Below are 21,215 nucleotides of genomic sequence, written 5' to 3' on the forward strand. Positions count from 1 at the left end.
CATGGTTGGCCGATTCATCGGCTCGCTGCTGCTGCGTAAATTCGCCCCGGGAAAACTGCTTGCCTGTGCCGCCGCGATAGTGATTGTGCTGATAATCCTGTCTGCCAACTCTACAGGTTTCGTTGCCGGCTGGTCGTTGCTGGCGGTTGGATTGTTCAACTCCATCATGTTCCCGACCATCTTCACACTGGCTTCCGAAGGACTTGGCGAGCGTGCCGCTGAAGGCTCGGGCTTGATCTGCTGTGCCATCGTCGGCGGCGCGATCGTGCCTCCTTTGACCGGCTATGCGGCAGACTTGACTACTCTCGCTGCTTCCCTTGCCATCCCGGCAATCTGCTATGCCGGTATCAGCGGCTATGGCTGGTATGCGCGCCGTCCCAAAGTGATCGCTTGATCTTTACAGGATGACTCGCTAGCAACGCCTGCGACCGTAACGCAGCCGATCCACGGATCGGTGTTACGGTCGCTTTACAAGCATCAATCAAATATCAGTGGCTGGTTGTGATTTTCTGTGGATACAGGTCCAACAGTTTCAGCGTTACGCCATTGGTCCAGCCGAAACCGTCTTGCAGTTCGTATTCGCCGCCACCGCCTTCGCCGGAACCTTCCACATCGTATTTTTCCACCAGCTTGTGCTTGGCCTTGAATAAGGTGTTTATCCGGCCAAGAAAATTCTCGCCGATGGTTTGTGCCAACTGGTTCTGGTCATAACGGCGCAGGCCGGACACTGCGATCCATTGCAGGGGAGCCCAGCCGTTAGGCGCATCCCATTGCTGATCGTTCTTGATTTGGGTCGTTGCCAGCCCGCCCGGTTTGAGCAGGCTTGCCTGCACCGTCTTTGCCGTCAGGCTGGCGTGTTCGGGAGAAGCCACGCCGGTAAACAGAGGGTACAGAGTGGCAGCAGTGATCTGATTGCTGAGCTGGCCTTTCTTCCAGTCGTAATCGGCGTAATAACCTCCGTTGTTCCAAAGGTGCCGTTCGATAGCCCGCTTTCGCCGGTCGGCATGCGCGCTGTATGTTTGCGTGCAACTTTGCATGGCGTTTTTCTGGCAGGCCAGGGCAATGGTGGTTTCCAACTGATACATCAGGCTGTTCAGGTCGATCGGGACAATCGCTGTGGTGCGGATCGTTGCCAGGGTCTTGCGATCGCCCAGCCAGCGGGAGGAGAAATCCCAGCCGCTTTCGGCACCGGCGCGCAGGTCCCGGTAGACTTCGCTGGCGGGGCGGTTGCTGGCTTGCCTGGCGGTATCGCGATCGTGCCGCCAGGATTCCTGGCGTGGTGCATCGCTGGCATCCCAGTAGCGGTTGAATAGCGTGCCATCGGCCAGCTTCACGACGTGACGGATTGCCGTACCGTTGTTGAGAGTTTGTGCGCCCTCCATCCAGTAGGCGTATTCCTTTTGCAATTGTGGCAGATAACGGCGATAGGCCTCGTCTCCTTCGAGCTGGGCTGCCAGTTCGACCATCAGCGAGAAGAACGGTGGTTGCGAACGGGTCAGGTAGTAGCTGCGGTTGCCGTTGGGAATATGGCCGTAGGTGTCGATGAGGTAGGCGAAGTTGTCGAGCATCTGCCGGATCAGTTGCCGTTCGCCACTTTCGGCCAGCCCCAGCATGGTGAAGTAGGAATCCCAGTAGTACAGCTCGCGGAAGCGTCCGCCGGGTACTACATAAGGGTAGGGCAGTGGCAGCATGCTGCTGTACACCGGAACCTGCTCGTAATGCCGAGTCAGCACCGGCCAGAGGCTATCGATATGCGCACGCAGACTGGCGTTCGATTGAGTCGGGTGGGTTTCGGCCGGTGGCGGTATTTCGAAGTGATCGGCCACGAAGCGTTTCAGCTCGAACCCTTTGCGCTGGTATTGCGCCAGGTAGTCGGCTCGGATAGTGGCGGGACTCTGTAGCGGCACGGCATCCACGATCTGTTTCTGGTCATCGAACACACCCTGATCCTGGATCGACTGGAATAATTCCGGATAGGCTTGATCGGGCGGAATTACCGGTCTTGAGCTGACATCCTGGTAAGTCCAGTCGTACCTGGCGGATGTGCAGGCAGCGGCCAGCAGGATGGAGAAGGAGAGTGCGAAGAAGCGTTTCTGACGTTGCGGTTGAGGGAGTCGACGCATGCTTTGTCCTCACGCGGAAACAGCCCGCCCAGGCAGTTTCCTACCACCGGAAAACAGCGGGAAATTCCCTTGTTTATTGTTGTGATCTTTTCAGGGCAACTGCTCCTACGAATAGGAACGCCTGCCTGGATGGCTTTCTACCGTTCGGTTCGACAAAGCCTTTTGCGAGCAGTGCCGAACAATCGCTGGGGCCATTGTCCGGCACGCTATAAGACGCTGCGAATCAGTGCTGCTGCAGCTTTTGCGGGACGATAGGATAGTCATCCCAGAGCGCCTGGTCGGTCAGGGAGCGAACCAGCTTGATGTATTCCGCATGGCTCCAGGCCAGGGGCGTGGCGGAATCCGTGCCTTTTCCCTTCACATAGTTATGTCGGCTATTGTTACCCACGCCGTCCCAGATCTGCTCCGACAGCATCAGGCCTTCGTTGGCGAACAGTTCCATGGCCTTGACGTAGGTGTTTTTGAGCTGTGCCAGCTGCTCGGCACTCAACGCCTTGTTTCCCTCCGCCAGCCGGGCCTTGGCGAGCGCCAGTTCGTAATGACCACGCTCACCGGTAAAGATCGGCCAGACGCGGCCTCGCAGGCCAGAGTTCGGTACGGGAGCCTCGGTGGCCGGGAAGTTGATGGCAGAAACCTCGCTCTCGCCGTAGCCGTCGTTGCCGTAGCGGCGCCAGCCGGGAAATTCGCCTTCGACTCCTGGGTAAGTGAAGCTGTACTTGACCTTCAGGTTCTCGGGTAACTCCTGGCTGTCGAGTTCGTCCAGACTGCCGACAATATTCGGATCGTTGGCGGGGCGGACGCCGTAACGCACCAGTTCGAGAAAGCCGGCGTCGAGAATCTGGTTCTCCGGCAGTCCGGGACGGCTGTTGTTGTCGGTCAGCGGCTGGCCGTCGTTGGGGTTGTCGTTATGGGTGATGCGCAGGTAATAGCGCCCATCGCCCAGGCCGCCGTTCTGGGTGACCATGTTGGCTTCCACCTTGTCTGAGTAGCCTTTCGCCGCGCTCAGGAAGCGCTGTGCCGCCTCGGCGTCACCGGCATGCCCGGCAAGTTCGGAAGCAGCTACCAATCCTGTGATGATGGCGGCGGTGGTCGATGGCGAGTAACCCGATTGTTCCTCCCAGCGCTCCTGCTGAGTTTGGGGCGGGACGACCTTCCACTTGTTCCAGCCGATGTTCACCTGACCGCCCTTGACCAGAAATTCCGCCGCCGGCTTGAGCATGTCCTGATACCACTGCTTGACCTGGGCGTCGTCCAGTATCCCGGCCTGCCACAGTTTCCAGCCCAGCATGATGGGCATGGCAGTCTGGTCGAGCTGCACTCCGACCCATTCGATTTCGCCATCGACATGGGTCTTCTGCAGGAACCAACCGGTGGTACCGGGGGTATTCGTTTCGACTTGTTCGCCCTGCTTCTGCTCATGGATATAAGCCGAAGAATCAGCTTGCAAGGGTGGCGTATCCTGCGTGACCTGGACTTTTTTCAGGTATTCGAAAGCCACTTTCGGCGTCTGGCGGTCGCCAAGGGCGAGCAGCGCCATCGCACACTGATAGAAATCCCGCGGCCAGACTGCCTTATAGCCAGTAGTGCCTTTCTCGGCGGGCACCGTTTCGCCCCAGGGGTTGGACAGCGAGGCGATCAAGGCGCCGGCGTTGCTCTTGTCTTCCTGGGCCTTGAGCACCATGGCACTCACATTGAGCAGCTTGCCCGCGTCCGCTGTCTGGGCCTGCATCTCTGCAAGGCCGGAGAGGGAAGCCAGGTAGTCTTGCCAGCCGATGGCGTCGCCGTCTCCGTTGTAATGGGCCAATACCTTGTCGTAACCGCGTTCGAGAGTCTTGTCCGCCGCCTGATCGGCTGCCTGCCGATTACTGCCGAAGCCTACGGCCAGATCGATGGTCGTGGTGTCACCGGTCCTGGGAATGCGCGCCAGCATGGCGACATTGCCCGCCTCGGAGCCAGTCGTCCGGTACAGTTTCTCAAGCTTTCCGGTCTCGCGCAGTTCGCTCAGGCCATCGGAGACGCCCACGAAACCGGCCGTGGGATTTTCCAGGGGGCTGCTTGCCTTGACGACCAGCGTCGTTTCCTTTTCCTGGGCGTACAGCGCCTGGTTTTCGACAAAAGCGCTATCGCCACCGCCGCTATTGCCCATGGCCGGGTCGATATAGATATAGGGTTGGATTTGTGGATCTTTGCTGCGGAAAATGACCCGCATCATCAAGGTATTGGCGTCGGGATCGGTGAAGACGTGCTTCTCGATTTCGTACAGGCCTTCCTTGTCGCGGTTGATGATCCGGTAGGCCAGGGAAGTCGGGCGGCCTTGGTCATCGAGCGCCAGATACTGTGTTTCGCTCTGGGTATCTTCCGTTTCCAGGTCCACGAAGCCCGGCCCTTGGATGACTAGCTGCATTTCTCTGAGCTGGGCTTCGTGGATCAACCCGAACATGGTTTCGGTGACGGCTCCCTTGGCCAGGGAAAACCAGACTTTCGACACCTCACCCGTCGCTGCTGCGGAAGCATACTGGCCATCGCGGTATTGTTCGTAGGAAGTACCGATCCCGGTCTTGCCCGAGTAGGACCAGAACGAGGCCTTGCCCGGTGCTCCCGGTGCTGTTTGTGCGGCGGAATTCAAAGTGCTGTCGGCGGCTATCGCTTGGTAGATCCCGAGCGTGCTTATTGCCACACTCAACAAACTTTTATGAAATAAATTTTTACAAAGTATTAGTGCGTGCATATGACCTTCTTTTTTTTCTGGTTGATCGGATCTATTGCCTGGTCGTGATGTTCTTCATCACTTGGAATCTGGATGAGCCGAATACCTGAAAGGTCTTCAATGTCAGGTTTTCATTATCCTTCCAAGCCTTAGGGTAGTGATAATTTAATCCTTATAACTTTTTGAAAAACAAATACATTTTCTGTTTTCTGGGGGAGTCTGTGGTAACCGGGAAAGTTTTTCGACCACCGAAAATTTTCGGTGTCCGTTCCCGGGCTTTAATTTCCAGCAGAAACAATGTGTTCGTCGATATAGACCGGCTTTTAAATTTTTTCAACCGGTGGGTTCACAGCTTTTTCAATCTTCTGCTCTATGCTGCTCAAGAGATGAACATTGATGAAAAATTTATTGATGAAACGTTTTACCTATGATTTTATTTTCATGTTTTCATAAAAATAACAACATCAAAGAGTGTCATGAACTCATGCTCAAACAGCGCCATCCCGTTTTTTTCGAGCTCCCAGCCGGCCTCTCGACAGGCAATCAACTTTCCCCTGCGAATCCCGACGATGCGCGGTTTCAGACTCGCTCGCTCTGGTCGAACCTGAAAGATTATTGGCCACATCGCCAGCCCAGGCGAAAGGTGGCGAGGCTAGCGGGCTTATTGCCCAGGCCAGGTTTTCATGATCTAGGGATGGAATCTCGCAGAGCGGAACGTTTTCTAGCTTGGCCGAACCTGCTAGATACGAATTTCGGTAGACGCCGGCCTGCAGCCGGATATACCCGGCGCTTTTGTCGTTCGGGAAAGCAGCTGATCTCGACCTTTTCCTGTTGTCTCGCCCTGTCATTGCCGGCGGAAGCGGCTCAGCTCACTGATCTTCATTTCACAGGCTACATCCGGACGGGCGTGGGCGGTAACTCCAAGGGAGGGACCCAATCCTGCTTCCAGCTACCCGGTGCGCACAGCAAATACCGGCTCGGTAACGAATGCGAGCAGTGGAGCGAACTTGCTCTGGAACAAGGTATTAAATTTACCGATGGATCGACGCTTAGCGCCATGGTCATGGGCGGTTTTTACAATCCCTATGGGCATACGCCCAAGTTCAAGGATTCCAACGAACATGGCGGTGGCCGCTCCCGGATCCAGCAGATGTTCATCAAGTGGGCAAACATGCCCATTCTGAATGGTGGCAATTTCTGGCTTGGCCGGCGCTACTACAAACGAAACGATATCCACATGACCGACTTCTATTACTGGAACCAGAGCGCCACCGGTTTCGGTATCGATGAAGTCCCGATTGGATATCTTCGCTACAGCTACGTGTTTTCGCGCAAGGATAACTACGATCAGGAACCCTACATCAATCGCCACGACTTCAACGTCGCCGGCTTCAAGACCAACCCCGGTGGTGAGGTGGAGGTCGGTCTGAGTTATATCCAGAAGCCGGACAGCTCCAATTCGCACAATGGCTGGGCAATCAGCGCCCAGCACAAACAGTTGGATGTCCTGGGGACCGGTACCAACACTTTTGCCCTGCAATATGGCCGTGGGCCGGGCACCGGGCTTGGTTACACCGGCGATCCGACATTGGGCGAGAGCAACAAGAGCTGGCGTCTGGTCGAGCATATGGTCTGGCAAATCACGCCGCGCTTCAGTGGCCAGCTCCAGGTGGTTTACCAGAAGGATATTCGCACCGATGGCGATGATCAGCGCTGGCTTTCCACCGGTATTCGGCCAATCTATGCCTTTACCGAGCACTTCAAGCTGCAGGGTGAGATCGGACGCGACCAGATCAAGGCACCGGACGGTACCCGGAAACTGACCAAGTTCACTATCGCGCCGACCTGGGCATTCGGCGGCATGGACTTCTGGGCCCGGCCGGAACTTCGCCTGTATTACACCTACGCGAGCTGGAACAAAGCGGCCCAGCGGGCAGCCGATGTAAGCCATCCGGATACGGCATTGTCCAGCACTGGCGAATTCGGCACTGACCGGCATGGTTCCAACTTCGGGGTACAGTTCGAATACTGGTGGAAGTGATTTCCATGGATGTGAACGTAGCGGTCTGACTTTCAGGGTTTTCGATTTTGGGGAAAGAGCAACATAGATAGGTTTTTATCTCGCTTGCTTGGCAACATCGACTGACAATAAATCCAATAGAAACAGGAAGATAATAAATGCCATTTCGTCGTAAGCTTTTGCGCTCCTTCGTCGTTGCTGCCATGGGGCTTTCCATGGCTTCCTTTCAGGGCAATGCGTTTGCCGAGCAAGCAGCCGGCGCCGACAGTAGTGCCAAGCCAGCGGATTGGTCACGCAATGCCGTCATCTATCAGGTTTATCCGCGCTCTTTTGCCGATTCCGATGGCGATGGCATTGGCGATCTGCCAGGTGTTACTTCGCGCCTGCCTTACCTGGGTAAGCTGGGTGTGGATGCCGTGTGGCTGTCGCCTTTCTATAAGTCGCCTCAGGCCGATGCCGGCTACGATGTAACCGATTACCGAGTCGTCGATCCCATGTTCGGCAAGCTGGAAGATTTCGACGAGATGCTGAAAAAAGCCCATGCGATGGGCATCAAGATAATCGTCGACCTGGTTCCGAACCATACCTCCGACGAGCATGTCTGGTTCCAGGAAGCGCTGAAATCGCCACCCGGCAGCCCCGAGCGTGCTCGCTACATCTTCCGCGACGGCAAGGGCAAAGACGGTGAGCTGCCGCCCAACAACTGGCCCAGCGTGTTCGGCAAGGCTGCCTGGGATCGTGTGCCGGGCGAAAAGCAATGGTATCTGCATCTATTCGACAGCAAGCAGCCAGACCTGAACTGGGACAATCCGGAGGTTCGCGCCGAGTTCGAGAAGGTGCTGCGCTTCTGGCTGGATCGTGGCGTGGATGGCTTCCGGGTCGATGTGGCGCACGGCCTGATCAAGGTGCAAGGCTTGCCTGACATAGACATCAAGGAAGGCCAGGAGAACGCCGGTGCGCTGGTTGGCCCAATGTGGGACCAGGATGGCGTTCACGAGATCTACCGTTCCTGGCGCAAGGTCCTGGATAGCTATCCTGGCAAGCGCATCATGGTGGCCGAGGCCTGGGTCAACCCGAAAGAGCGGTTGGCTCACTATATCCGGCCCGATGAAATGAACCAGGCATTCAACTTCGACTATCTGATGACGAAATGGGACGCCAAAGCCTTCAAGGAGGTCATCGATTATTCCCTCGCGCTGTCGGCCTCGGTAAACGCACCGACCACCTGGGTTACTTCCAACCATGACACAGTACGCGCGACTTCGCGCTATGGCCTGAAGGAGCTGGGTGCTCATGCCCTGCCGGGCAATGGTATCGGCCCCAAGAGCCCGCAACCCGACGAAGCGCTGGGCCTGCGCCGGGCTCGCGCCCTGGCCATGCTAACCATGGCATTGCCTGGATCGAGCTACATCTATCAGGGAGAAGAATTGGGTCTGCCCGAACATACCACCCTGGAAGCGAAGTACCGCCAGGATCCGATGTTCATCCGTACCAAGGGTGGGGAAATCGGCCGCGATGGTTGCCGTATTCCGTTGCCCTGGAAGGCCGATGCGCCGTCCTTCGGCTTCGGCCCAAGCAATAAAACCTGGCTGCCGCAGCCGGCATCCTATGCGAAATATGCCGTGGATCGCGAGGAAAGTGCGCCGGATTCCACTCTGAAGCTGTACCGGCAGATCCTGGAACTGCGTCGTGAATACAAGCTGGGCGACGGCAAACTCAGCTGGGTAGATTCCGGCAAGAAAGATGTGCTGACCTTTGACAATGGCGACGTTCGTGTCGTGATCAACCTGGGCGAGCAGAGCGTGCCGTTCCCGGCTGGCGGCACGCTGGTGCTATCCAGCGAGCCGCTGAAGGATCAGGACACGCTGCCGGGCAATACGGCGGTTTGGCTGACGCGCTCGTAAGTTTCTCCCATGCCTCAACCGGCCTCCAAGCTCGGCAGCCCGTTACGGGGTTTATCCAGGCTGGAGGCTTTTTCATTTCCTAGAATAAGAAAGGTCGAAGATATGCTACAGATAATCGGTTTTCGAAAGACCCTGTTGAGCGCTCTGGTGGGTGCCTTGGGTATCTGTCAAACCATGGGCGCCACTGCTGAGCCGGGCGTCGCTACAGAGAAGCTGGCACCGATGAAGCAAACCACCAAAGCTCCGGTATCTGGTCCCGCCTGGTGGAAAGAGGCAGTGGTCTACCAGATTTATCCCCGCTCGTTCAACGACTCGAATGGTGATGGCGTCGGCGATCTGAATGGCATCACCGCGAAGCTCGATTATTTGCAGACGCTGGGCGTGGATGTGATCTGGCTGAGCCCGCATTTCGATTCGCCCAACGCCGACAACGGCTATGACATCCGCGATTATCGCAAGGTAATGGCCGAGTTCGGTAGCATGGATGACTTCGATCGCATGCTCGCCGAGATGAAAAAACGCGGTATGCGCCTGATTATCGATCTGGTGGTCAACCATACGAGCGACGAGCATCGCTGGTTCGTCGAAAGTCGCAAATCGAAGGATAACCCTTGCCGCGACTACTACATCTGGCGCGATGGCAAGGATGGCGGAGCACCGAACAATTACCCATCCTTCTTCGGTGGTTCGGCCTGGGAAAAAGACGAAGCCACCGGGCAGTACTATCTTCACTACTTCGCCAAGAAGCAGCCCGATCTGAACTGGGAAAACCCCAAGGTCCGCGCCGAAGTCTACGACACCATGCGTTTCTGGCTGGACAAAGGTGTGTCGGGCTTTCGCATGGACGTCATCCCGTTCATTTCCAAGCAGGATGGCCTGCCCGATCTACCTGCGGACAGGCTTGGCCATCCCGAATTCGTCTACTCGAACGGGCCGCGTGTCCATCAATTTCTCCAGGAAATGAATCGCGAGGTTCTCTCGCACTACGACACGATGTCCGTCGGTGAAGCCTTCGGCGTCACCTTCGAGCAGGCGTCGTTGTTCACGGACGCCCGCCGCCAAGAGCTCAACATGATTTTTCATTTTGACATTGTTCGGCTCGACCGCGATGGCTGGCGCAAGAAGGACTGGACGCTGCCTCAACTTAAAGCAGCTTATGTACAAATCGATCGCACGGGTGGTGCTCATGGTTGGAACACCAGTTTCTTGAGCAACCACGACAATCCCCGCGCTGTTTCCCATTTCGGTGACGACAGTCCCGAATGGCGCACCGTCTCGGCCAAGGCGCTGGCCACGCTGATGCTGACTCAGCGTGCCACGCCGTTTCTTTTCCAGGGCGACGAACTGGGCATGACCAACTATCCGTTCCGTGGCCTGGAGGATTACGACGATATCGAAGTGAAGGGCGACTGGCATGATTTCGTGGAAAGCGGCAAGGTTCCGGCGGAGGAATACCTTTCCGATCTACGCCAGACCAGTCGCGACAATGCGCGTACCCCGATGCAATGGAGCAGCGCACCGAATGGTGGTTTCACCACCGGCAAGCCCTGGCTCGCAGTCAATCCGAATTATGCGCAGATCAACGCGGCGACACAGGTCGACGACCCGGCCTCGGTCTACAACCATCACCGCCGATTGATGGCGCTGCGGCAGCAGATCCCGGCGCTCATCTATGGCGAATACCGGGATATCGACCCCAACAACCCCAAGGTCTTCGCCTATACGCGCATCCAGGGCGACAAGCGCTATCTCGTCGCGATCAATTTTACCCATGAGACAGTCGCCTACACGCTTCCGGATGGATTGAAGGTTGCCGCGACGCTGCTGGACAACGGTGCTGCGCAGCAACCGGCACAGCCCGGCGCTACCCAGCTATCTCTCCAACCCTGGCAGGCGACCATCTACGAGCTTTGAGTTCGTAGCATGGCTGGACGGGCGATGCGATTGTGGCGGTGAAAGGGATGGGTACCGGGTTTTCCGGTCAATCGGCCGCAGCAACCCGGAATGCTGGGCTGTCATGGGTGTCGGTCCGGCTGCCAGCCAGGCCTCCTGAATGGAACATGCGGTCTTCGGCGCGCATGGCATGGGCGGGCGTGGTGCGTTCCGCGAGCATCCGTTCGAGCGGTGCCAGGGCGGCGACCGCACGGGCATTACCAACCCGGTCGAGGGCGTTGCACGCAGCTTCCAGCACCGTGCGGGCACCGGCATGGATATCGTCGTCAGCGAAGCCGGTGAGCGCCGCACGCTGGTACAGCGCCACATTGGATACTTCGCTGCGGCCTCGCAGGGTTTTGCTCAGGCACATGCCGACCAGCAGGTAACTGCAGGCTGTGAGCAGCTCCACCGAGGGCATGGCATCGAAGGCCTTGAATTCGATGCGCCCGGCTTCTCGCGCCAGACGGGCCGGGCGGACCAGCACGGAGTAATCAGCCATGATCGGCAATTCTTCCGGTTCGAGAAACAGCTTGACTGCGGGACGGATCTCGCAGCGCATCCAGGTGCGCCGCGACAGGCCGTGCCAGGGTGCGCCGGCGAAAAATGGCGAACCAAAGCTGAATGGCACGATATAGGGGGCGTAGTAGTTGAGTTTGCGAGCGGCATCCAGGTTGTGCCACATGTCCCACTCGGGCAGTGAGAGGTTGATGTCCGGGCCGTAAGTCAGGGTGGAAATGTCGGTGCCGTCGTATTCATGATCTTCGGCGCGCAGCTTCTTCTCGAAATCGTTGAGGGGTGGTGAGTAGTCGTAGCTTGCCCGCAGTGGGTTGAGTGCCGTGATGGCCAGGCCGAATCCGTGCAGTTCCAGGCGCTGGGCAAGTTGCCTCTCGATTTCGAGCAGGCGGGCGACAGCCGCTTCGACGCTGTCTTCAGGTGGCGTGCGGATTTCCACGCCTTTCACCGCGAAGGTGTTGAAACTGCCATCGGCGTGAAAGCGCTCATCACCCTCGATGTACCAATAGCCGCTGCGCACGCCCATGTCGCCGGTGGCCAACTGGCCGTCTTCGCGACCGGGCTTGTCTTCCAGGATCTGACTGATGTGTGTGAAATCGAGGTTGGTGAAATCGCGCAGGCAACCGGCTTGCGGGCCATGGCGATCGACCAGCATATATTCGAATTCGATACCGCACTTTACCGGGGGCATGGTAACGAGATCAGTCATCGTGCGTTTCCTTACACCCACGTTACATAGTCGTGCGGATTCTCGACGGGAAGCCGTCCCGATTCCGCATGTGCCGGTGTACCGAGATAGAGAAAGCCGACGATGCGCTCGTGTTCGCCCAGCGCCAGCTCGCGGTGGAGCACTTCATCGTACATCAGCCAGCCGGAGCGCCATACGCCGCCGTAGCCGAGTGCGCGGGCGGCCATCTGCATCATCAGTACGGTACTGCCGGCACAGAGTTCCTGGTCGAACGGCGGTACCGTGTTGTTTGGTTTCAGGCTGGCGACCACGGTGATCAGCAGTGGCGCCCGATGCGGCATGCGTGGCGCCCGATCGATGATTGTCGCGTCTTTGCCGGCGGCGATGGCGGCACGCTGCATGGCCTGGCCGAGCCGATCCAGCCCTTCGTCCTGGGCGATCAGAAAGCGAAACGGCCGCAGGCGCAGGAAGTCCGGTGCGCGCAACGCCGCCTGCAGAATCAGTTGCAGCTCGGCTTCGTTCGGTCCGGGAGCTCGCACCTTGTGACAGGAGTGGCGCCCGAGCAGGAACGCCAGCACCGGGTTGTCCCGTATGCTGCCTGGCTCAGCGGCATTCAGTTCGGCCATGCAATGTCCTCTTCGATGCGCTGTCCGCCGCGCAAGCGCTCGCGGATGTCCATCAATGTCGCGTCGATACGTTCGATATGACGTAGATTCTGCCGTTCACGTTCACTGGTCTCGATCACTTCGGCGATGCCGCCGTTGCGGATCACCAGCCGGCGCGAACCGCGCAGCGCCAGGAGCGGGTCATGGGTGGAAATCAGGACGATCTTCTCGCCACGGGTCAATAATTCAAGTGCCTGGCGGCGGTCGACCCCGGCGTTCTCGATTTCATCGATCAGCACGACTGGCGAGGCCGATAGCAGCGCGGCGTCGGCGATCATCAGTGCACGGGTCTGTCCACCGGACAGTTGGGTGACTGACACATCGGCGGAGAATTTTTCGCCGGTCAGGGCATTGGCGCAAGCAATCACGGTGTCCGCCATCTGCTCCGGCGCACTGACCAGGCGGCAGTGCGCGTGCATGGCGATCAACTCGCGCACGCTCAGATCGACGACGAAATTCATGTTCTGTGAGAGTTGTGCAACCAGCTTGCGATCAGGGGCATAACGCCGATCGTCGTCCGGCTCGGTGCCGTTGATCAGCACGCGTCGGCCAGTCGGCGTATCGCCCTGGGCCAGGCATTCAATATCGCCCAGCAGGCGGCTTTTGCCGGAGCCGGTCGGGCCGACGATGCAGACGATCTCACCGGCACGGAACGTCAGTTCGAGGTTTTCCGCCCGCCCGCTCTTGTCGCGACCGCCGATCAGCGTGACGCTGTCGATGCGCTCTGCGTGACGATCCGCCATGAGTTGGACTTCAGCCACCAGACGCTGCAGGTGATCGAGTATCTGCCCGCGCTCCATCCCGGCATCGAACAGTGCCTCGTCGGGCAGTTCGGCCAGCCATTGGCTAAGGCTGATGTGCTCGTCGGGCGCTGAAAATCCCAGCGCGGTGACAAAGTCGGCCACCATCGGGTGTTGTTCCAGCACCGTGGTAAGTGGCTGTTTGCCAAGCTCCAGTGCCTTCATCGAGGCGTCTCCAGGTCGACAAAGCGCATCTTTTTCACATTGCCGCGCTGATGGGTTTCACCGATGCAGGTCTCGCCAACGCAATAGGGGCAAACGGCCGCCGGCATCGAGAAGCGCAGGCGGCTGCCATCCAGGCTCTCGGTCGTCTCGGCAGCACGCAGGTGGCGGACGATATCGGTGGCGCCTTGCCCGGTGATGCCATTGCAGAACAGCGCCCGCGCACCGGGATTGGCCAGGCGGACATGGAAAGCGAACACCTCACGCTCGACCTGGGAAACAATGTCGCCCTTGGTGATGACCACCACGTCGGCCAGGCGCAGCATCGGCCCGATTTTCTTGGGCGTGTGTACGCCGGCCAGGGCATCGACCACGCAGACGGCCAGCACGCCATCGATATGCGGCGAGCAGCGATTGCATAATCCGGCACTCTCGCTGATCAGTACATCCAGCGCCTGGCGTGCGCCCCAGGCCAGGCAGTCCTCGATGTTGGAAACGAAGTAGTGGTCCGGACACAACGAGCCGGCCAGGCCGACGGCCACTGGAATATCCTTCTGGGCATAAAGCTTGTCGTCGGAGGTCGATAGCGCGTCGAATTTGGCCACGCCGACTTTGCGGCCCTCCTGGCGCAGCAGTTCGGCCACGCGCAGGATGACCGAAGTCTTGCCGACGGAGGGCGAGCCCGCCACGGTAATCAGTTGCATGCCTGTACTCCTTGCTGGCCGTGGCCGGCAGCGAAGAACAACTCCGCCGCCAGGCGCTCCTCGGCGGCGAAATCCCGATGACGAAAGAATTCCCAGCCCGGCCACTTGAGCCGTGCGCCAGCAGGGAAAGCGTTTTTCGCCGCGGCATTCACCGGTGGATAGCAATTGCGCGTCAGTACCGCGCCGAGTTCCGGGCCGGTGAGGTAGTCCACCAACGGCGCCAATCGCTCCTGCGCGCGTGCCTGGGCGAGAAAACCGATGGGCATGGCCAGTGCGCCGTCTTCCGGCCAGATTACCTGGGTGCGCTCGCGACGCGGGCAAAGTTCGGCCTGCAGCCAGGGCAGGATGGCGATGGTACCAACGTCGCGGCTGTTGGAACCGGCCTGGGTTGCGGTACGCACGTTGTGCTGCAGGTGGCGGACATTGGCGGCGAAGGCTTGCAATCCGGCCTGGCCAAACTCGCGATAGAGCATCAGCAGCAGGTAGGCGTTGTAATCCTGATAGGGCACCTGTGCATTCGGTCGCCAGCCGCCGAAGACGATTTCGCCAGCCCAGCACGGGTCGAGCAGATCGCTCCATACCCGAGGTTGCGGGCGACCTTTCAGGCGTCGCTGGTCCACCAGCCAGACGAAGGGAATCACCGAGAATACGCGAAACACCCCGAGCGGATCGGCGATACCGGCCTCGATGCAGGCCGGATGCAGCTCCGGTAACGGCCGGGTAGCGGCGTCCGGCTGGTAATGCGCCAGCAGGCGCGGGTCCAGTACATCATGGTAGATGGTGGAGACCAGCATGCCCGGCAACCGGGCGGGGTCGGTTTCATCTGCCAGGGTATCGAACGGGCTATACCATTCACCGCCACCCAGGCAGCAGCAGTTCAGGGTTTCCCCGGTCGCCGTGCGATTCGCCGCCACGGTGCGGTCGATGCCGACCTTGAACGGTCGGCGCAATGGGATCGGCATGCGTCCCAGCAGATCCAGAGCGCCCAGTTCATCGGGGGCCGGTAGGTCGTGATGGCGACCAGGGTCGTATACGGTTTGCGGGTAAGCTCGAGTCACGCTGCCCTCCTCGTTCCGGCCGAAGCTGTTGTTCGTATGGTTTAGGTGCGAGATTCGGGCCAGCTTGCGGCGAAGGAGGCTTCAAGCTCGCCATGGCGGGACTGTCCGCCATCCAGGTGATTCTCGAATCGGCCAGCGAGAAGTTCCGGAAGGTACATTTAGACGCCGATGAAGTACTTCGACGAACCCTCTGGTGTGCTGTTTGTCGCGTCAGTCCGTGCCGTAAAACCCTGGCGACAGCTCTGCGCGGTGCTAGGGATGGATCTGGCACGCCGCTGGCATCGCCAACGTCGACAAGAAGCGGGCGTCGCCCCTTCACGCACTTAGCGACAAGGACTCATTCCATGAAGACGCGCGGCATCGTCAATGCTACTCGCCGCTTGATCGGCGCTCGCAAACTGGGGAGTAACGCCCTGACCGCCAAGGCTGAAGAGGAGGCCCGGCACATCCTGACCCAGGCGTTGGTCTGGATCGAGCGCAGCAAGGAGAAACCGGCTGCTGACCAGGCGGCTGAAGACAATCGCCGGTCCATTGCCGAGGCGGTCCAGATTCTGCAGAAGACCTTGCTGGAAGAGGCTGCCGGACACTGAAAAGAGTTTACCGGACCAGCTATCACCGCTGTGTCGGCAGGCCGTTGATCTTCAGTTGTTTGTCGCGGTGTGCCGCAATTGTCCGATAGTGTTTGAGCAGGACAAAGGCATTTGGCGCCATATACTGGTATTGGTACCAGCCTTTGTCCAGATCGATTCACCGCTATTCTTTAATATGGCAATCAATCTCGTGCCCATGGACATTCCATTTAGCCCTGCTCGAATTTCCTGAACCACTTCTTTCTCCTCGATCAAGTCGTCTCTTTCAAGAGCGGGAACCCCTGTAAAGGTGAGGCGATTCAGTTTCTGTCGGCCCTATGGCATAGTCCGCTCCTTTTTTTATGCGTGGAGCAATCCCGGCGCCAGGCGCGGCAATCGAGAAACTCATGACAATAATGAAATCTGCACTCGCCAGGCGTACCGGCACCGATTGGGCCGGGTTTGGCTGGATGTTTCTGTTTTTCTGGTACTTCTCCGGGGTTACCCAGACGCTGATTGCGTTTTCAGGGGTTGCCGGGTTTCAAGGTTTGCGCCAAGCCTCGATGGCCAGCGCCCTGTGGCTGATACCGCTATTGTTGTTTCCAGCGCGGACGAAGCTGCTCGCCGGGATGATCGGTACACTCCTCTGGCTATGCTCCCTGGCTGGCTTTGGCTATTTCCTGGTATATGGCCAGGAGTTTTCCCAGAGCGTCATCTTCATCATGTTCGAGTCGAATGTGAGCGAAGCGACCGAGTATCTGGAGCATTACTTCTCCTGGTCGATAGTGTTCGCTGCCGTCGCCTACGGTTTTGGCGGATGGCTGCTGTGGCGCAAGGTACGCCCGGTCTATCTGCCACGTCAGACGGCACGCGTGGCCTGCTTGCTGCCTGTTTGTCCTGTCGATGGGTTACGAAGCGACGCGCCAGTACTTCAAGCGCCCGGATCTACAGACGGCTATCGATGAATTCGAAGAGAACATCGAGGCGGCCTCGCCCTGGCAGTTATTGGTTGGCTATCACCAATATCGCCGGCAACTGGAAAACATGGAAGGCCTGCTGGCCAGCCAGGAGCGAATTCCGCCGCTGGAGCATCTGGTCGATGCCCATGCCGGACAGCCAGCGACCCTGGTGCTGGTTATCGGTGAATCGACCAACCGCCAGCGCCAGAGCCTCTATGGTTATCCACGGCCGACTACGCCCAATCTCGACAAGATGCGTAGTGAGTTGCAGGTGTTCGATAACGTGGTCACCCCACGTCCTTACACTATCGAAGCGCTGGAGCAGGTGCTGACCTTCGCCGATCAGGAGCATCCCGACCTCTATCTGACCACCCCATCGCTGATCAGTCTGATGAAACAGGCCGGTTACAAGACCTACTGGATCACCAATCAGCAGACCATTACCAAGCGCAATACCATGCTCACCACTTTTTCCAAGCAAGCGGATGAGCAGTTCTATCTGAATAACAACCGCGATCAGAATCTCACCAGTAAATACGATGGCGACGTGTTCGAACCCTTCGCCCAGTTACTGGCCGAGGATGCACCACGCAAATTCGTGATAGTGCATCTGCTGGGTACCCACATGCGCTACCACTATCGCTATCCAGAAGAATTTAACCGCTTCACTGATCGCACTGGCGTGCCGGCCAACGTCACTGATGACCAGTTGCCGACTTACAACAGTTATGACAATGCCGTGCTGTACAACGATTATGTGGTTTCTTCGTTAATTGAACGCTTGCGCGCCACTGATCCCAACGGCTTTTTGCTGTATCTGTCCGATCACGGCGAGGCGGTGTTCGACGCCGCCAATCCCGACATACTCGGGCGTAACGAAGAGGCGCCGACCGGGCCGATGTACACAGTGCCTTTCATCGTCTGGAGTTCGCCAAGATGGCAGGCGCAACAGGCCTGGGATTTCAGCGCCAGTCTGCACCGTCCTTATAGTAGCTCGCACTTCATCCACACCTGGGCGGATCTGGCCGGTCTGCGCTTCGACGAATTCGACCCGAGCAAGAGTCTGGTGAACGCCGAATTCAAAGCGCGGCCGTTGCTGATAGGCAATCCTCAACATCCGAAGAGTCTGATCGATTTCAGCCTGATCAAGCCGAAGAAGCCTAAAGAGCTTGTTCAACAAAAGCGGGAAACTGAAGATCGGACGCTGTAGGCCTCTTCATCTCCACTTCTTCTGTTGGGATCTTCCTACCCGCGACGGTATGCACGGGAGGAGGTGAGCCAGCAGGCGCAGAGCCATGGCAAGGAACTTCGCCACCCGAAACTCTCGCAATAAGGATGAGGCGGCTATTGCCGAGCCGGAGAGTTCTGCTGATTGCCGTCAACGTGCATCCGAAAAAACGCTTACGTCGATCATGCCCGGGGCTGGCTTGATAGCGCCCCGCCTGACTATTTTTTTGCAGAGAGTATTTGGCAGAGAGCATGCCAAACAAACAGGGATAACTTTTCAGGCGATTTTTAAAATCGAGGATGGGTCGATGAAACTTTGAACTAAACGTTTTGTCGTTTTTCTATACATAAAAGTCTACCGATCAATTACAGAATCGCGTATTTTCGTCCGCCAGTGTTGGTGCTTTACAAGTTTTCTATAATTAAACAAGCGGCTTATCTATACAAGGGTAAATTTCCAGTTTTATTCGAAGAAAATCCCTGGGTAGCTGTTCGGTCGGTATTTATTAGGTAGGGGTACAGGAGAGGCGAATGACTACGATAAAAGCGCCACTGCCACTGTTGGTCAAATTGACCGCTGCAGTGGTGGTGTTGTTGGGAGCAGCATTGACGTTCGGAGGCGGTTATCTGGTAGTACTAGGGGGTTCCTGGTACTACCTGCTCGCTGGTCTCGGACTGTTGGCTGTGGGTGTTTTGATATTTGCCCAGCGGCGCCTGGCAATTTGGTTGTATGCCATATTGCTGCTCGCGACGCTGGTTTGGACGATCTATGAAGTACGCTTCGATTGGTGGCAGTTAGCGCCTCGTATCGACTTGTGGCTAGCGTTGGGCGCCTGGCTGCTATTGCCTGTCGTCAATCGCTATATCGGTAATTTGCCAAACTGGCGGGATGGTGCCAGTGGCCTGCTTGGCATTGGTGTAATACTCGGTGTGCTGATGGGCGGTTATTCGCTGACTCAGGACTACTCGAGTATTACCGGTGAGTTCAGTGATGAGCGAATGCTCGGCAAAACCTCGGGAGAGCAGACTGGCTATTCGGCGAACGAATGGTTGGCATATGGCGGCTCGGCTCGTGCTGACCGCTATTCTCCAGCCGATTTGATCACACCCGAAAATGTCGGACGGCTGAAGAAAGCATGGGAATACCACACCGGTGATTGGCCGCGCGAGGGTGATCCTGGTGAACTGACCAATCAAGTCACTCCCTTGAAGGTGGGTGACAACTTGTTCATCTGTACCCCCCATAGTATTGCCATTGCCTTGAATGCAGACAGTGGTGAGGAGCTGTGGCGTTTCGATCCCAATATCAACCGTGATGCCAAGTACTATCAGCATATGACTTGCCGCGGTCTGTCCTATCACGATGCCACCGCCTACTCTAAGACGAGCGAGGCCGTTGCCAGCGCTGACGAGCCTCGTCAGGCAGCCGTTGCCCGCTGTACTCGCAGGATCTTTCTGCCCACCAACGATGCTACGCTGTTCGCCTTGGACCCCGTAGATGGCCGGCCATGTGAAGATTTCGGCACAGGCGGCATGATCGATTTGAAAGTGGGTATGGGTGACGACGCCCGGGGGATATACCTGCCGACTTCGCCACCGGTGGTGACCGAAAAGCTAGTGATCGTCGGTGGTTCGGTGACCGATAACGGTTCGGTGGATTCTCCCGGTGGTGTGATTCGTGCCTACGATGTACGTACCGGCGAGTTGGTATGGAACTGGGATCCGGGCAATCCTGATGCTACCGAGCCATTGCCGGCAGGTGCTGCCTACGTACGCAGCACACCAAACTCCTGGACCATTGCCACGGCCGACGAGCAGTTGGGGCTGGTTTACATCCCTACCGGCAATCAGACGCCGGATCAATGGGGCGTGCAGCGCTCGCCGGAAACCGAACGCTTCACCGCTGCCCTAGTGGCGCTTGATTTGGCTACTGGCAAGGTGCGTTGGGAATTCCAAACCGTGCATCATGACCTCTGGGATCGTGACCTGCCATCGCAACCCACGCTGGTCGATATCGATGGCCCGCAGGGTGACAAGGTGCCGGCAATCATCCAGGCGACCAAGCGCGGTGACCTGTTCGTGCTGGATCGGCGCACTGGCAAGCCTATAGTGCCGGTAACTGAGATTCCCGTACCGCAAGGCGCGGTCGAAGGCGATTTCACCGCCCCGACCCAGCCCGTCTCTGCACTTAGCTACGCGCCGACGGAACCCTTGCGCGAACGCGACATGTGGGGTGGTACACCGCTCGACCAGCTGATATGTCGCATTCAATTCCGCAAGCTGCGTTACGAGGGAGATTTCACGCCACCGAGCGAACAGGGTTCGTTGATCTATCCGGGTAACGTCGGAACCTTTAACTGGTCATCGTTGGCAGTCGATCCAGTGCGGCAACTCATGTTCGGCACGCCGAACTACCTGGCCTTCGTCTCGAAGTTGGTCAAGCGCGACGAAATCGATGTCAAAGAAGAGCACAGAGGGGGTGGCGAAGTCGGTCTGCAACCTAATCTTGGCGCGCCTTATATGGTGCATCTGGGACCATTCATGTCTCCGGTGGGCTTGCCTTGCCAGACACCACCGTGGGGTTACGTTACGGCTGTGGATCTGCGCACCATGAAACCGGTGTGGATGCACAAGAACGGTACCAGTCGCGATAATGCACCTTTTATTCCGTTCCCGTTGGGAGTTCCTGCGCTGGGTGGCCCTGTGATTACCGCTGGTGGCGTGGCATTTCTCAGCGGCACTTTGGACTATTACATGCGTGCTTACGATGTGCGTAATGGCAAAGAGCTATGGAAAGGGCGTTTACCCGCAGGTGGTCAGGCGACGCCAATAACCTATGTGTCGGAGAAAACAGGCCGGCAGTTTGTCGTGGGGATGGCTGGAGGGCATGGCTCGTTCGGCACTAAAATTGGCGATTCGCTGGTTGCCTGGGTATTGGAGGATGAACAAGAGCGCTAGGCATTTCAGCTAGCGCATACCAGTGCTGTACAGAGGGCAGGTGAACCCTGCCCTCTATTGCTTTAGCCATGACGTGCATGATGTCCATTCCCGCCTGTAGGTACAGCAGCAGTTCTTGAACACGAGCATGCGCTGTGCGATTCGTTTGATTACCCGATGTAGCCTGACCTCAGATACTGCCAGAGGAGTATGGCGCTCTGCGTTGATCGCTTGCCGACTCCTG

13 protein-coding genes and 2 pseudogenes are annotated in these 21,215 nt (G+C 57.9%); 8 read left to right on the forward strand and 7 right to left on the reverse strand.

Annotated elements, in window-relative coordinates; all coding sequences use genetic code 11:
• Positions 1-394: pseudogene (locus tag FHR87_RS07625) on the forward strand (glucose/galactose MFS transporter); the annotation flags it as partial.
• Between the two features lie 94 nt (positions 395-488).
• Here FHR87_RS07625 and treA read toward each other — a convergent pair.
• Together treA and FHR87_RS07635 are read right to left on the reverse strand one after the other, a co-directional pair.
• The gene (gene treA, locus FHR87_RS07630; protein WP_183166129.1) at positions 489-2,123 is read right to left on the reverse strand and encodes an alpha,alpha-trehalase TreA; all 1,635 of its coding nucleotides are present in this window, start codon (positions 2,121-2,123) and stop codon (positions 489-491) included.
• A gap of 223 nt (positions 2,124-2,346) precedes the next feature.
• A complete protein-coding gene (locus FHR87_RS07635) occupies positions 2,347-4,800 on the reverse strand; it encodes a glucan 1,4-alpha-glucosidase (protein WP_338021230.1) in 2,454 nt (817 codons plus the stop codon).
• An 841-nt stretch (positions 4,801-5,641) separates the two neighbouring features.
• On the opposite strand from FHR87_RS07635, the gene FHR87_RS07640 reads away from it, so the two are divergent.
• From FHR87_RS07640 to FHR87_RS07650, 3 genes are all read left to right on the forward strand, one after another.
• On the forward strand, positions 5,642-6,871 hold the full coding sequence (locus FHR87_RS07640) for a maltoporin (RefSeq protein ID WP_420826734.1): 1,230 nt from the start codon (positions 5,642-5,644) through the stop codon (positions 6,869-6,871).
• Between the two features lie 137 nt (positions 6,872-7,008).
• Positions 7,009-8,754 carry a glycoside hydrolase family 13 protein gene (locus FHR87_RS07645; protein ID WP_221189775.1) on the forward strand — a complete coding sequence of 582 codons (1,746 nt, stop codon included), beginning with the start codon at positions 7,009-7,011 and terminating at the stop codon, positions 8,752-8,754.
• Positions 8,755-8,856: 102 nt separating this feature from the next.
• Positions 8,857-10,668 carry a glycoside hydrolase family 13 protein gene (locus FHR87_RS07650; protein ID WP_183166132.1) on the forward strand — a complete coding sequence of 604 codons (1,812 nt, stop codon included), beginning with the start codon at positions 8,857-8,859 and terminating at the stop codon, positions 10,666-10,668.
• A gap of 67 nt (positions 10,669-10,735) precedes the next feature.
• Here FHR87_RS07650 and FHR87_RS07655 read toward each other — a convergent pair whose 3' ends face one another.
• Genes FHR87_RS07655 through FHR87_RS07675 form a run of 5 tightly spaced genes read right to left on the reverse strand, consistent with a single transcriptional unit; the run spans position 10,736 to position 15,279 of the window.
• Entirely contained in the window at positions 10,736-11,911 is a 1,176-nt protein-coding gene (locus FHR87_RS07655) for a glutamate--cysteine ligase (RefSeq protein WP_183166133.1), read from the reverse strand.
• An 11-nt stretch (positions 11,912-11,922) separates the two neighbouring features.
• On the reverse strand, positions 11,923-12,516 hold the full coding sequence (locus FHR87_RS07660) for a nitroreductase family protein (protein WP_183166134.1): 594 nt from the start codon (positions 12,514-12,516) through the stop codon (positions 11,923-11,925).
• Positions 12,504-13,520 (reverse strand): ATP-binding cassette domain-containing protein, encoded by a 1,017-nt coding sequence (locus FHR87_RS07665; protein ID WP_183166135.1) that lies wholly within the window; start codon positions 13,518-13,520, stop codon positions 12,504-12,506. The genes FHR87_RS07660 and FHR87_RS07665 overlap by 13 nt, the downstream gene beginning before the upstream one ends.
• A complete protein-coding gene (locus FHR87_RS07670) occupies positions 13,517-14,221 on the reverse strand; it encodes a GTP-binding protein (protein WP_183166136.1) in 705 nt (234 codons plus the stop codon). The genes FHR87_RS07665 and FHR87_RS07670 overlap by 4 nt, the downstream gene beginning before the upstream one ends.
• Positions 14,212-15,279, reverse strand: coding sequence for an ABC transporter substrate-binding protein (locus FHR87_RS07675; RefSeq protein WP_338021231.1), 1,068 nt, complete (start codon positions 15,277-15,279; stop codon positions 14,212-14,214). The genes FHR87_RS07670 and FHR87_RS07675 overlap by 10 nt, the downstream gene beginning before the upstream one ends.
• 344 nt (positions 15,280-15,623) lie before the next feature.
• On the opposite strand from FHR87_RS07675, the gene FHR87_RS07680 reads away from it, so the two are divergent.
• The 4 genes and pseudogenes from FHR87_RS07680 to FHR87_RS07695 all read left to right on the forward strand — a co-directional run bounded on the left by FHR87_RS07680 (position 15,624) and on the right by FHR87_RS07695 (position 20,992).
• The gene (locus FHR87_RS07680) at positions 15,624-15,869 is read left to right on the forward strand and encodes a hypothetical protein (RefSeq protein WP_183166137.1); all 246 of its coding nucleotides are present in this window, start codon (positions 15,624-15,626) and stop codon (positions 15,867-15,869) included.
• 386 nt (positions 15,870-16,255) lie between these two features.
• Positions 16,256-18,017, forward strand: a pseudogene (cptA, locus tag FHR87_RS07685) (phosphoethanolamine transferase CptA).
• 85 nt (positions 18,018-18,102) lie between these two features.
• On the forward strand, positions 18,103-18,354 hold the full coding sequence (locus FHR87_RS07690) for a hypothetical protein (RefSeq protein WP_183166138.1): 252 nt from the start codon (positions 18,103-18,105) through the stop codon (positions 18,352-18,354).
• Positions 18,355-18,565: 211 nt separating this feature from the next.
• On the forward strand, positions 18,566-20,992 hold the full coding sequence (locus FHR87_RS07695) for a membrane-bound PQQ-dependent dehydrogenase, glucose/quinate/shikimate family (RefSeq protein WP_183166139.1): 2,427 nt from the start codon (positions 18,566-18,568) through the stop codon (positions 20,990-20,992).
• Positions 20,993-21,215: the final 223 nt, after the last annotated feature.

It is taken from the genome of Azomonas macrocytogenes (assembly GCF_014191985.1).
Classification (GTDB): Bacteria; Pseudomonadota; Gammaproteobacteria; order Pseudomonadales; family Pseudomonadaceae; genus Azomonas; species Azomonas macrocytogenes.

Excerpts from the sequence above, each read along its gene's own strand:
- treA (WP_183166129.1), bottom strand. The coding sequence starts at position 2,123 with ATGCGTCGACTCCCTCAACCGCAACGTCAGAAACGCTTCTTCGCACTC.
- FHR87_RS07645 (WP_221189775.1), top strand. The coding sequence starts at position 7,009 with ATGCCATTTCGTCGTAAGCTTTTGCGCTCCTTCGTCGTTGCTGCCATG.
- FHR87_RS07650 (WP_183166132.1), top strand. The coding sequence starts at position 8,857 with ATGCTACAGATAATCGGTTTTCGAAAGACCCTGTTGAGCGCTCTGGTG.
- FHR87_RS07655 (WP_183166133.1), bottom strand. The coding sequence starts at position 11,911 with ATGACTGATCTCGTTACCATGCCCCCGGTAAAGTGCGGTATCGAATTC.
- FHR87_RS07660 (WP_183166134.1), bottom strand. The coding sequence starts at position 12,516 with ATGGCCGAACTGAATGCCGCTGAGCCAGGCAGCATACGGGACAACCCG.
- FHR87_RS07665 (WP_183166135.1), bottom strand. The coding sequence starts at position 13,520 with ATGAAGGCACTGGAGCTTGGCAAACAGCCACTTACCACGGTGCTGGAA.
- FHR87_RS07670 (WP_183166136.1), bottom strand. The coding sequence starts at position 14,221 with ATGCAACTGATTACCGTGGCGGGCTCGCCCTCCGTCGGCAAGACTTCG.
- FHR87_RS07680 (WP_183166137.1), top strand. The coding sequence starts at position 15,624 with ATGAAGACGCGCGGCATCGTCAATGCTACTCGCCGCTTGATCGGCGCT.
- FHR87_RS07690 (WP_183166138.1), top strand. The coding sequence starts at position 18,103 with ATGGCAAGGAACTTCGCCACCCGAAACTCTCGCAATAAGGATGAGGCG.
- FHR87_RS07695 (WP_183166139.1), top strand. The coding sequence starts at position 18,566 with ATGACTACGATAAAAGCGCCACTGCCACTGTTGGTCAAATTGACCGCT.